Origin of the sequence: Paenibacillus sp. FSL H8-0079, assembly GCF_037991315.1 — a bacterium.
Lineage (GTDB): Bacteria > Bacillota > Bacilli > Paenibacillales > Paenibacillaceae > Paenibacillus.
In genome coordinates this window covers 3,241,690-3,253,441 of record NZ_CP150300.1, presented here as the reverse complement: position 1 = coordinate 3,253,441, position 11,752 = coordinate 3,241,690, and the positions used below count along the sequence as shown (strand labels likewise).

13 protein-coding genes are annotated in these 11,752 nt (G+C 42.9%); 3 read left to right on the top strand and 10 right to left on the bottom strand.

The window, feature by feature from the left end; all coding sequences use genetic code 11:
* Positions 1–146 precede the first annotated feature (146 nt).
* Positions 147–1,115 carry a DMT family transporter gene (locus tag MHI06_RS14550; protein ID WP_340401959.1) on the top strand — a complete coding sequence of 323 codons (969 nt, stop codon included), beginning with the start codon at positions 147–149 and terminating at the stop codon, positions 1,113–1,115.
* A 100-nt stretch (positions 1,116–1,215) separates the two neighbouring features.
* Here MHI06_RS14550 and MHI06_RS14545 read toward each other — a convergent pair whose 3' ends face one another.
* From MHI06_RS14545 to MHI06_RS14535, 3 genes are all read right to left on the bottom strand, one after another.
* A complete protein-coding gene (locus MHI06_RS14545) occupies positions 1,216–2,358 on the bottom strand; it encodes a DUF4309 domain-containing protein (protein ID WP_340401958.1) in 1,143 nt (380 codons plus the stop codon).
* Between the two features lie 295 nt (positions 2,359–2,653).
* Complete coding sequence (locus MHI06_RS14540) at positions 2,654–3,787, bottom strand: serine hydrolase domain-containing protein (RefSeq protein ID WP_340401957.1); 1,134 nt, start codon at positions 3,785–3,787, stop codon at positions 2,654–2,656.
* 259 nt (positions 3,788–4,046) lie between these two features.
* Entirely contained in the window at positions 4,047–4,901 is an 855-nt protein-coding gene (locus tag MHI06_RS14535; protein WP_340401956.1) for an aldo/keto reductase, read from the bottom strand.
* A gap of 152 nt (positions 4,902–5,053) precedes the next feature.
* Between MHI06_RS14535 and MHI06_RS14530 the strand changes: the two genes are divergently transcribed.
* Complete coding sequence (locus tag MHI06_RS14530) at positions 5,054–5,461, top strand: MerR family transcriptional regulator (protein WP_340401955.1); 408 nt, start codon at positions 5,054–5,056, stop codon at positions 5,459–5,461.
* A gap of 105 nt (positions 5,462–5,566) precedes the next feature.
* Here MHI06_RS14530 and MHI06_RS14525 read toward each other — a convergent pair whose 3' ends face one another.
* The 7 genes from MHI06_RS14525 to MHI06_RS14495 all read right to left on the bottom strand — a co-directional run bounded on the left by MHI06_RS14525 (position 5,567) and on the right by MHI06_RS14495 (position 10,768).
* Positions 5,567–6,157 (bottom strand): nitroreductase, encoded by a 591-nt coding sequence (locus tag MHI06_RS14525; protein ID WP_340401954.1) that lies wholly within the window; start codon positions 6,155–6,157, stop codon positions 5,567–5,569.
* Between the two features lie 31 nt (positions 6,158–6,188).
* Complete coding sequence (locus MHI06_RS14520) at positions 6,189–8,159, bottom strand: AraC family transcriptional regulator (RefSeq protein WP_340401953.1); 1,971 nt, start codon at positions 8,157–8,159, stop codon at positions 6,189–6,191.
* 180 nt (positions 8,160–8,339) lie between these two features.
* The gene (locus MHI06_RS14515; RefSeq protein WP_169479466.1) at positions 8,340–8,534 is read right to left on the bottom strand and encodes a hypothetical protein; all 195 of its coding nucleotides are present in this window, start codon (positions 8,532–8,534) and stop codon (positions 8,340–8,342) included.
* A gap of 101 nt (positions 8,535–8,635) precedes the next feature.
* Positions 8,636–8,950 (bottom strand): multidrug efflux SMR transporter, encoded by a 315-nt coding sequence (locus tag MHI06_RS14510; RefSeq protein WP_340401952.1) that lies wholly within the window; start codon positions 8,948–8,950, stop codon positions 8,636–8,638.
* A 2-nt stretch (positions 8,951–8,952) separates the two neighbouring features.
* Positions 8,953–9,294 carry a multidrug efflux SMR transporter gene (locus MHI06_RS14505; RefSeq protein WP_169479467.1) on the bottom strand — a complete coding sequence of 114 codons (342 nt, stop codon included), beginning with the start codon at positions 9,292–9,294 and terminating at the stop codon, positions 8,953–8,955.
* 144 nt (positions 9,295–9,438) lie between these two features.
* Positions 9,439–10,311, bottom strand: coding sequence for a YitT family protein (locus MHI06_RS14500; RefSeq protein ID WP_169479468.1), 873 nt, complete (start codon positions 10,309–10,311; stop codon positions 9,439–9,441).
* 100 nt (positions 10,312–10,411) lie between these two features.
* Positions 10,412–10,768 (bottom strand): MerR family transcriptional regulator, encoded by a 357-nt coding sequence (locus tag MHI06_RS14495; protein WP_076331123.1) that lies wholly within the window; start codon positions 10,766–10,768, stop codon positions 10,412–10,414.
* 111 nt (positions 10,769–10,879) lie between these two features.
* Here MHI06_RS14495 and MHI06_RS14490 point away from each other — a divergent pair, with 111 nt between their 5' ends.
* Complete coding sequence (locus MHI06_RS14490) at positions 10,880–11,653, top strand: SDR family NAD(P)-dependent oxidoreductase (protein ID WP_340401951.1); 774 nt, start codon at positions 10,880–10,882, stop codon at positions 11,651–11,653.
* Positions 11,654–11,752 lie beyond the last annotated feature (99 nt).

Genomic DNA, 11,752 nt, shown 5'->3' with positions numbered 1-11,752 from the left:
TAGTCAGGTGCGGTTCTTGTGACAAAATCATGTCTCTTTATTCACTTTATTAATTTTTGATACAAACATTGGCATTATGTGATATGGTCAGAGGATATTAGATACGTACATACATATGTGCATGAAATGCGAGGAGAAGATCGAAAGTGATAGAGAGAAATACCCTTGAGAAACCGAGTAGGTTTAGTGATCCCATTTTTGTTATGCTCGTGGCAAGCCTGTGTTGCTTGTTATGGGGAAGTGCGTACCCATCCATCAAACTTGGATATATCGCGTTTAACATTCTGCCGGAAGATATTGCTTCCAAGTATGTATTTGCCGGATACCGGTTTACACTGGCGGGCATGCTGCTCTTGCTCCTGTCTCGTATCGTTAGAAAACAGAAGCTCCAATTAACCAAGCCTCAGTGGACAGGCCTTATCATGCTTGGTATATTGCAAACGGGTTTGCAATATATGTTTTTCTACGTCGGTGTAGCCAATACGACGGGTGTCAAAGGCTCCATTATGAATGCTACTACAACCTTTTTCAGTGTTGTTCTGGCGCATTTCATCTATAAGAACGACAAATTAAGCAGAAATAAAATCGTTGGTTGCTTGCTTGGATTCGTTGGCGTAATCATCGTAAACTTCCATACGGATCTGCTTGCTTTTTCCTTTTCATTCACAGGCGAAGGGTTCGTGATTATAGCGGCACTTGTTTTTTCCGTTACAGCCCTTTACGCAAAACGTCTCACCGCCACCATCGATGTTTTGATCATAACAGGTGTCAGCTTATTCGTCGGGGGACTGGTACTTACGCTGTTAGGTCTATCACTCGGCGGTCGTGTCACCCATTTCACCTTGGAATCCACCAGTAACTTGATCTACCTGGCATTGCTATCATCCGTCGCATTTTGTCTATGGAATATGCTTCTCAAGTATAACAAGGTCGGAAGAGTGTCTGTCTATAACTTCCTAATCCCTGTATTTGGAGCTTTATTATCAGCGTTATTCCTGGGGGAAACGATTCTGGAACTGAAAAATCTGGCTGCATTACTGTTCGTGTCGGTTGGCATTTACTTAGTCAATCGTGTGCGTTCTGTGCAACGTTCTAATAACAATCCAATGAAATAGACTACGCGTCCACTTCCATGGATAACAAAAAAAGCCGCTAATTAGCGGCTTTTTTTGTAAGTTCGTATACGAATACGTTCAGTTCTCGCTATGTTATACCTTAATATATATTCGTAAAGTCAATTAAGTCTTCTTCTTCCAAATAATTAAAAACTATAGTGTGCTTACCCAGCTCGTATTCCATCTCATAACCACCCACAACTTCATTATAATATTCCGAGGTGGGTTTTCCCAACCATCGTTTCACATTCCATGGTGAGAGATACTGCTTTTCATTGTACAGCTGGATAACCGCAATACGTGATTTCTTGCTAAGCTCGTGCATGTATGAATCAAACCCGATGCCGAATTTAGAATAATAATAGTAAGCTCCCCATTCCCCGTTTGAACGAGAATTGGGTTTCCCCAGCTTTTTTTGCGCATTTTGAAGCGTCATGCCAATCTTGATGTCCGTCCGGCCTGGCAACACACCCTTTAAAGCAGCTTCCTTTAGGCTTTTCAGGTAAGCGCGATCGCCAACACCCGAGTTCGGCCAAGCTTCTGAACGAAGGTTACGCGTATCTTCCAACCGTAATTCCAATTTGTTCACATTCAGCTTAAACGTAGTAACTCCATAGACGAATTGAAGGTTGTTGTAATTTTTGAACTGCACTCGGGCACCTGAAAGAGTACGGATTCCACCATCTCTGATTGCAGAGTAGTAATCGTCGATTTTTTTACCTTTGTTATCGACAAATGTTACACGGCGCAATTCCCCGGAACGAACAATATACGTTTTCACATCATTGAAGTTAGAAGTTCCCCAATCGGTGATCATCAGCATGTCTGGTGTACTAGCCTCTTTGCTTTTCACAACGAAGTTCCAGGTTTGAGGCAAAATAATCGTATTCAGATCCAGTTTTGCCGCCTGAACAGTTCCGTATGCTGCACCTTTTTTCAACAAAGCTGCACGATACGTGCCTGAATAACTCTTGTCGCCTTTTTTATTGTTGGTCCAACCATTTTGTTCGGTCAGCGTGCTCTTCTGTTCATCATAAGCAAAAATATAAACGGTGTAAGCCGTTTGCTTGGCATCACGAAGCGTAAATGAAAGGCGGCTCATACTTTTGAGCTGTTTGGCGGAGATTTGCTCTCCTTTGGCAGCAGCATTTGGTGGAAGCAGAAGCAATGCGCTCAGAACATAGGCGATTAAGGTAAGTACGGCCAGAGAAGCCCATTTTGCATTGTGTTTGAGGTGTATCATCGATGACTCTCCTTTGAGTAAAAAATAAAAATCTAACAGCTCTTTTCTAATTATGAATCGTTCACAATCTCAACATTCAAACAGGTACTTGCTAGCGTGTAAACTTGATCAAACTATGTAATTAATTTAAGTTCATGTTCAATAAGCATATCCTCCTACTAGTACTATTTTCCTAAGAATGATAACATACCCTTTCTAATAAAGAAATAACAATCTAATTAATAGATTTCGACTCATATAACATAAAAAAGCCGCTATTTAGCGGCTCTTAAAGTAACTTCGAATACGATATGATTTACAGGCAGGAATACACTACATTACGTAAGCGTCGTTGAACGTACGGCTCCTGACTGTTCAGCAGGTGCTGTGCATACATGACTGTAAGCTCTGAATCTGGATCAATAATAGCCATACAACCAGCAGCGCCGCTCCATCCAAATTCGCCAATTGGGCTCAGTGAGCCACTTCCTGCTTTGGAGATATGGGTGCGAACACCTAGTCCATAGCCGTATCCATACATATGATCCCACGAATAATCACCCCGAGTCATCTCGTTCAGGTGATCCGTTCGCATCAGTTCCACTGAAGCTTGTGACAGAATGCGTACGCCTTCAGGACTCGTACCACGCCCAGTAAGCGCGTTTAGAAACCGTGCATAATCGCTAACGGTTGACAATAAGCCTGCACCGCCACTTTCCAGCTCTGTACCCACACGAAACCCATTGCCATCCATACGGACAGCCTTTTCAAGCTCATCATTGTAAGCATACTGTGGAATCAGACGCGTCTGCTGTTCATCGTTCAGATTGAACGCTGTGTCGTTCATACCAAGTGGTCCGGTGATTTCGTCCCGCAGATACGCACCAAAGCGTTTGCCACTTACAACCTCCACCAAGGCTCCCAGGACATCATGACACATGCTGTAGTTCCAATGCGTACCTGGTTCAAACAGCAACGGTTCCTTCGCAAGCGCTTTCGCGAAATCACGGGTCGACAATGTTCCATCGGTGCTTTTCACGGCTTCCTGAATGCTTGGACAACCCACGTCATAGGAGAACCCGGCGGTCATGGTGAACAAATCACGTACTGTAATGGCTCTTGTCGCTTTTTCCAGTCGGATCTCGCCGTTCGCCATCGCTTTCTTTACCGTCATCTCAGCATACTCTGGCAGATAATCGGACAGCGGATCGCTTAACAGCATCTCCCCTTTCTCCACCAGTTGCAGCCCTGCCACGCAAGTCATAATTTTGGTCATGGAGTATAGATTGAAGATCGCTCCATCACCGATAGGTGTTTTCTCTTCCAGATTAGCGTAACCATTACGGTAATGGAAAACGATATCATTTTGATGCATTACCAGCACCTCTGCCCACGGAATGCGCCAAGATGTAATACGGTCAATAAATGAAGCAAGCGGTTTAAAGTCCAATGTTCTCCCGTCCTTCTATGTAAAATCGTTTATCATTTTGCGATGTGGTCCATCTTCACTCCCACAATCCACATATTAATAATATACGACCTTTTACAACGATTGACCACTATCTATATTGGTTCTATGATCGTAATCAGGAACAGCTGGTTAATTGAGATTCTCTTCCTGTAATACAACAAACCAGACAGATGATCTGTCTGGTTTGTGGCAATTTCACAGGTTCGTCTCCGATGAGCGGGATATTGGATAAGTCGGATTAAAGTCCTTTCTTGCCGTAGTCAGTCAAAAATTCTACGGTTTGAGGATCATAGTGCGAAAAGAAGGAGCTTGTTCCTGTATCCAGAGCTGCTACCTTTTGCATATCCTCCAAGGTCAATTCAAAATCAAACACATTGAAGTTCTCTTCCATTCTATTTTTGTTGACCGTTTTCGGAATAACAACCACTCCTCTTTGAAGCAAGAAGCGCAGAGCGACTTGGGCCGTCGATTTGTTGTATTTTTGACCTACTTCTTGCAACGTCGCATTCGTAAATAAGTCATTTTTTCCTTCCGCAAATGGTCCCCAGGATTCAATCTGCGTATTATATTTCTTCATGATCTCATGTGCCTCTGTCTGCTGATTGAACACATGGGTTTCAACTTGATTAATCGCCGGTACAACTTCGCTGAACTGAACAAGATCGATATATCGGTCCGGATAGAAATTGCTTACTCCGATGGCTTTGATTTTCCCCGTTTTATATAACTCTTCCATTGCCCGATATGTTCCATAATAATCATTAAATGGTTGATGGATCAGGACCAGGTCCAGATATTCCAGTTGGAGTTTCCGCAGTGACTCTTCAATGGAAGCTTTGGCTTTTTCATATCCTGCATTTGAAATCCATACCTTGGTCGTGATGAAAAATTCATCTCGAGGCACTCCGCTTTTTTGGATTGCGCGGCCTACGGCTTCTTCATTACGGTATGCTTGCGCTGTATCAATAGAACGATACCCCACGCTGATTGCATCAAGCACACATTTCTCACATTCTTCCTGATCAGCAATCTGGTACACACCATATCCCAAAATAGGCATCTTAACTCCGTTATTCAACGTTACATATTCCATCGAGTGACACTCCTTGTTAGTTATATTTTTTCTTGAGATTTACAGTCTAATAACCTTAAACTATACTTAGGCTATCACCTTCGAGTAACTCGAAGTCAATCTTTTTTCTATCATTTTTTTATTTCATACTTGAAAACATAAGGAGTTTCGTCATGTATAATGTCAAACAAGTCGCCAAACTGCTCGATCTGTCCGAACATACGGTTCGTTTCTATACGGATAAAGGACTCGTTCCAAATCTGCAACGCGACAAAAACAACAACCGTCTTTTTGACGAAGAATCCGTAAACTGGCTTACGGGGGTAAAATATCTGAAACAATGCGGTATGTCTGTTGAAAATATTAAAGCATATGTGGATCTCTGCCTGGAGGGCAACTCCACCATACAAGCGCGTTATGAGATCATTTTACGGCAGAAGGAAGCCGCCCTTGCTCAGTTGGAAGAAGCCCAACAAAGAGTACAATATATGATCAATAAAGCAGACCATTATCAAGATATTATTAACTTAATCGTCCCAGATGATACCAATCCGGGACATTGGAACAAAATGAAAGCCTGACTGTTACTTCAAATTCAAAGATCGCCAAAAAAGCCGCTAATTTAGCGGCTTGGTGAGAAATATTTTAAGAATTTTGAACATCTGATAGTACGCTACTAATGACAACTAATGCTGTTGCGCGTCTTCTCCTGCCACCGAGACACAGGTCAATAACTCTTCTACTGGAGTACGAGGACGAGGCTTGGGAATCTTATCCAGATCAAAGTACCCCAGATGAAGTGTGCCAACAATTCTCTCCCCTGGTCTCACACCGGTCTTGGAGTAGAAATCAGGATCGAAATTATATTCATTTGTCTTCCACACAACGCCGATATCCTGCTCCCATGCCAGAAGTTGTATATTCTGAATAAGTGCAGCACTTGCGCCCACAGCATCTTCCCACACCCGTTGTCTCGGATCGGCCTCGATCACAACAAGCAGATGAGCTTGGATGGACTCACAATAGTCTTTTTGCAGCTTCTCTCCCCAGCGCTCTCGCTCACCCTTGGAGAACGTATGCAGTACGGCATCAGCAAATTGCTTCCGACCTTCTTCTACAAATAAAATGAAGCGCCAAGGCTCTTTACGGGAATGCACGGGTGCCCACACAGCAGCTTCGAGCAAGTGCATGATCGTTTCTTTCGCCAGCGGTTTGCCATTGAACTGACGAATAGTTCTTCGTTCACGAATGAACTTCTCCACGACGGACGTTTCCATATGTGTTAATCCTCCTGTCTCGTTTCCTTATTTATTGGGTAAGGAAATTTACCGCTTCGTCAATAATCTTGGTCTGTCCGATAGGTCCTCCGGGGCCTTGGAACCACAAGCCGTAGTCAACGATGTAGACATTGTTGTTTTTAACAGCATTCAGGCTCTTCCACACTGCTGTTTTTTGCAATTCTGTCGTTTCATTCTCGTCTGATGACAACAGGAAAATATGATCCGGATTAATCGATGGTAACGACTCCATGGAGATTACTTTCATTGAATCTGTCGGGTCAGGTATGGATACAGGAGATGTCAGGCCGAGATCGTCGTACAGAACCTCATAGTTTCTTTTACTGTAATAACGCACTTCTTTATCGGATAAACGCAGGAACATTACGGTCTCGTCTCCGATGGATTGCTTGATTTTCTCGCGGGCTTCTGCAGCCTTCTTCTCGTATTCTTCAATGACCTGTTTGGCCTGATCCGTCTTCCCTAACATATCTCCCATATGTAACAGGCTGGTCTTCATACGAATAATACCTTGCTCGTCCTGCAGCTTCTCTGCCAGCAAGGTAGGCGCAATTTTGCTGAGGCTGTCATAGGCATCACTCATGAAATCCTGACCGATAATCAGGTCTGGCTCTGCCGCCAGTATGCTTTCATAATTGGGATCAACCTGCCAGCCCAGATTTTCTTTTCCTTGTAGTTGATCGGACAGGTAGGTAGGAAACTGATCACTTCCCTCCTCATTACTGGATGCTGCCTGGGGTACAATACCGAGTGCTAACAAATAGTCCGTTGCAGCCGGGAACAACGAAATAATATGCTGAGGATCACCTTTGATGACCGTTTCTCCCCAAGGATGTTTAACAACACGTTCCTGTACTGCTGATTCGGTGGATTGCGCGACTTCGGTGGTTGGAGCATTGTTACCGCTTGATCCATTACTGCTTGTTGCTGAACTGCCCTGAGAAGGGGAACAGGCTGATATTAATAATGTAAGGCTGAGCATCAAAAGCAATGCAACGGGTTTTCTCGATCTCATAGATGTAAGTGATTCTCCTTTGGGTTTGTATTGATAATAATTATCATCATCAATAGGATCATAACCGCGATGCATGGGACTGACAATGGACAATTCTGATTCTCGGATAGCATTATTCTGACCGGTTGGCAGGGCGATACATTTTTGTTTGAAACGACCTGGTGAAAGGCCAACATGCTTTTTAAATAAACGATTAAAATAGATCACATCTGGAATGCCGATTGCCTCGGCAATTTTCTGAAGAGATGCATCTGTGTGCAACAGCAGCTCCTTGGCTTTGTACATCCGTATCCGAGTTAAATAGGTAATCAGACTGCTGCCTGTCTCTTTCTTGAACGTTCTCGACAGATGCCCTGCACTGCAATCCAGAAGTTCTGCGAGCGGATCGACCATAACGGGCAACATGTAGTTCTCGTGAAGATAACGAACGGCTTGAGCTACCAGATCGGGTTTGGCAGTCTCAATCCCTTGTTCACTTAACTGCCTCATTAATTCATTAATAAATTGATAAAATAACGTCTTCACCTGAAATTTCGAGAACGCATCCGTCCGTTCCCAATGTTGCTCTATTCTTTGGACTTTATCATATAAGTCAATGGGATAGCTTGGGGCAAAAGCATATTGCACATGAAACGGGACATGTTGCCTGAGCAGAGCTTGATTCTCACGAGTATTGGATAAAGACAAATTAGCCCGATAAAACATCAAATAAAATTCGAATGAATCCTCGTTCAGGGAGATATTCATCCATACCCCCTTGCCTCCATGTAAGACTTGCATCTGATCGATCGCGTACATCGTGTCATCCAGCGTAATCGTTGCATTGCCGCGAACTGTATATATAAAACCGCTAATTGGAAATCGATAGGCATGGATGGGGTCGCCAGCGCGCACGACGACGTGACGCACATCCCATATTTTAATTGAGGCCAAATTCCATAACTTCACATGCTCTTCTACGTGCATCTCTTCCTTCACCTTCCACAACCCATTAAGTTAGCAAAAAATCAGCAAATCAGCGGATATTTTCACTTTTCTCCATTCTATCGATAATCATTCTCAACTACAACATATATCTTCCTATTCGATAAAATGCTACGCACGAAAAAGCCGATCCATGAAAGGATCGGCTTACGTTCTACCTTTTTAGACTCCGCCGCGTTTGTTCTCAACCGATTTCATCCGGTTTTGGTCATCCGGCACTCGGTCAACACTGAACTCTTGGCCAGCTTCAACCTCGCCATGACCAGAAATATTTCGGGAAAAATTGGTGAACTGTCTTTTTTGCTCATCCAGCTCGTGCTTTTGCTTCAAAAGCTCTTGCGGATCTTGATTTGTCACTAGGCTTACCTCCCATACATACATGAAGTCATGCAATTTAACTCGCACTACAGAAGTTTTCCATAAGTGAGCTAGCCTTATGCATGAAGTACAGATATGGGTTAAGAGACCAGTTTCAATCCCACAATACTGACGATAATCCCACTAACGATCGCTAATTTCTTTGCGTTTTTGGGCTCTTTGAAAACATACATCCCTAATAATACACTGCCCGATGCACCAATACCTGTCCAGATTCCGTAACCAATGCTGATTGGAATCTCTCTCAACGACAGGGAAAGGAAAATGAAACTTAATCCCAAAAACAGAGCGAACGTAAATGTATTTTTCAATTTGGTAAATCCATCTGAAAGTTTCAGGAATATTACACCACCGACTTCAAATAAACCAGCTAATATCAAGAAAAACCAACTCATATCTATACACCTGCCTTTGGTTTAGGTTCATTGGATACAAATTTCAGACCGATAATGCAGCTAATTAATATCATGACCAGCACGATTTTGAGTGCACTTACGGAATCCCCCAAAAAAATCATTCCCACAATTGCGGTTCCAAATGAACCAAGTCCGGTAAACACCGCATATGCGGTTGATACAGGAAGCACTTTAGTGGATTTTGCAAAAAAATAGAAGCTGCCAATCATTAAGATCACCGTGGGGATTACGATTTCAATTTTTGAGAAACCATCGGAGAACGACAAACCTAATGCCCAACCTACCTCTAAGATTCCTCCAAGAATAAGAAATAACCATGCCATAAAAAATTCTCCTCTTCTGCATTCATGTTCGCGTGAATCCGTCTGTTACTCCTTGAAGTTGCGCTATCAACAGACAAAAAAAGCCAACCAGTAGTTACTGGTTGACCAAGTAAGTTTATATTAATTATGTTTTTCTTTTCAGCATTAGTGAATATCTTTCTTTTTGAAATTGCCGCCTCTCACTTCAGCTACATCGTATACAACTACAAAAGCAGTCGGGTCAATTTCGTGAATGATATCTTTAATTTTACTCTCTTCCATCCGGTTGATGACACAAGTAATTTCCTTGAATTGCTCATTCGAGTAACCACCGTAAGCCTCGGTATACGTTGCTCCACGACCTAGTCGGTCACGAATGGTTTCAACCATAATTTCTGGTTGATTCGTAATAATTTTAAACGTTTTGGAGCCGCTCAAGCCCTCTTCAACAATATGTATTACTTTAGAAGCAATAAAATACGCAAGTCCTGACAAGATCGCTCCTTGTAGACCGAATACGGTAGAAACGACAATAAAGACAAACATGTTGAGGAACAGGATGAGATCACTGGTTCCAAAAGGTACTTTTCGCGAAAGAAGTACAGCCAGCATATCTATTCCATCTAATGCCCCGCCATTACGTAGTGCAAGTCCCATACCGAAACCGATGATTATCCCGCCGACAACCGTAACGAGCAAGGTATCGCCTTGAATGATAGTTGGTACATGGTGCATCAGACTGGTGCTGATTGCCAGTGAAGCAATACCGATGATCGAATATAACGCGAAGCTTTTACCGATTTGCTTGTATCCGAGCCACACAAATGGAATGTTAATAATCCCGATGAGCATCCCCAGTGGTAATCCAAACAGCTGGGATCCTACGATACTCAGACCTGTGACACCACCATCTGAGACATTATTCGGGATCAATATGGCTTCGAGGCCATATGCCGTTATAAATCCCCCAATGATAATCAATAATACTTTGGAGAGGATCTTTAACTTGTTTGACTTTTGTTTTCTGTTTTGATGCATTCCATTTCCCCCTTGATGAACAACCGATAAAAAACAGTCTATAATAAAAATCACTGTTTTGGCAATAGATCGTCATTTGTGTGTGTTACTTCAAGTTACTTCATTGTCCAATGAGCGTTCGATACGACGAAATTTTATGCTCAAGCATCTCATCGGCTGTGTTAAGGATGTGCATCTGTTTTTGGATCGACTCTTTATGCTCCTCCAGCAGCTTCAAACGATCTGCCGCCGTATGCTCTCCTTCCTGAAACAAGGATGCATACTTCTTAATAATAGCAATGGGCATTTGAGTCTCTTTTAATTTGATCACAAATTGCAGCCATTTCAGGTGTGATTCGTTGTATCGCCTGTCTCCACTGGCATCCCGGAGAGGAATCACAATCTGTTCCTTCTCATAATAACGCAACGTATGTGCACTAATATGAAGCAATTCTGCCACTTCACCAATGGTATGCATGGTTAACCTCCTCTCCATTTTCCCGCTTGACTTAGAGTAAGCTCTAATCAGTATAATCAACTCGTGGTCTTATCACAATAAATAATGAAATCAGATCCAGGAGGAATTTCCATGAAATACACAGTGATTACCGGTGCCAGTTCGGGCATTGGATATGAAGCGGCTTTAGCTTTTGCAGCTCGTGGCAAAAATATGATCCTGGCAGCTCGCAGAACCGATGAATTGGACAAGTTAAAAGCAAAAGTAGCTGAAATCAATCCTGATCTGGATGTTTTCATCCGTACAGTAGATCTGTCCATTGCCGCTAATGTGCATGAATTCTATGAAAGTCTCCAGGCTTATTCCATTGAGACGTGGATTAACAACGCAGGATTCGGGAATTTCGCTTCCGTTGGCGAACAACATCTGCCCAAGATTGAGCAGATGCTTCATCTTAATATAGAAGCTCTTACGATTCTTTCTTCCCTGTATGTACGTGATTATGCAGATGTCGATGGCACACAGATCATTAATATCTCGTCTGGTGGAGGATATACAATTGTAGCCGATGCAGTAACCTACTGCGCAACCAAGTTCTATGTAAGTGCCTTTACCGAAGGACTTGCGCAAGAGTTAAAAGGCAAGAACGCAGCGATGCAAGCCAAAGTTCTCGTTCCGGCTGCAACCGAAACGGAATTTGCGAAACATTCCTTTAATGTAGACGAGTTTGAATATGAAGGCAGAGTTCCGAAGTTCCATACGGCGGAACAAATGGCTGGATTTTTGCTTGAGTTGTATGACAGTGAGAGCGTGGTTGGCATTGTGGATGGATTGACGTATGACTTTGAACTAAGAGAACCCATTTTTCCGTACGCTGCGAGAGCAGCCTCTAAACCACAAAATTAATCAACCCGAAACTGAAGTCTAAGCCAAGTAGCCCGGATACGGTTAGACATCATCTAACTCACCGATAAACATCTTCTAATCTAATCGTTAAACATCAGT

Excerpts from the sequence above, each read along its gene's own strand:
- MHI06_RS14500 (WP_169479468.1), bottom strand. The coding sequence starts at position 10,311 with ATGCATCAAAACAGAAAACAAAAGTCAAACAAGTTAAAGATCCTCTCC.
- MHI06_RS14495 (WP_076331123.1), bottom strand. The coding sequence starts at position 10,768 with ATGCATACCATTGGTGAAGTGGCAGAATTGCTTCATATTAGTGCACAT.
- MHI06_RS14530 (WP_340401955.1), top strand. The coding sequence starts at position 5,054 with ATGTATAATGTCAAACAAGTCGCCAAACTGCTCGATCTGTCCGAACAT.
- MHI06_RS14520 (WP_340401953.1), bottom strand. The coding sequence starts at position 8,159 with ATGCACGTAGAAGAGCATGTGAAGTTATGGAATTTGGCCTCAATTAAA.
- MHI06_RS14535 (WP_340401956.1), bottom strand. The coding sequence starts at position 4,901 with ATGGAATATGTAACGTTGAATAACGGAGTTAAGATGCCTATTTTGGGA.
- MHI06_RS14510 (WP_340401952.1), bottom strand. The coding sequence starts at position 8,950 with ATGAGTTGGTTTTTCTTGATATTAGCTGGTTTATTTGAAGTCGGTGGT.
- MHI06_RS14525 (WP_340401954.1), bottom strand. The coding sequence starts at position 6,157 with ATGGAAACGTCCGTCGTGGAGAAGTTCATTCGTGAACGAAGAACTATT.
- MHI06_RS14490 (WP_340401951.1), top strand. The coding sequence starts at position 10,880 with ATGAAATACACAGTGATTACCGGTGCCAGTTCGGGCATTGGATATGAA.
- MHI06_RS14545 (WP_340401958.1), bottom strand. The coding sequence starts at position 2,358 with ATGATACACCTCAAACACAATGCAAAATGGGCTTCTCTGGCCGTACTT.
- MHI06_RS14505 (WP_169479467.1), bottom strand. The coding sequence starts at position 9,294 with ATGGCATGGTTATTTCTTATTCTTGGAGGAATCTTAGAGGTAGGTTGG.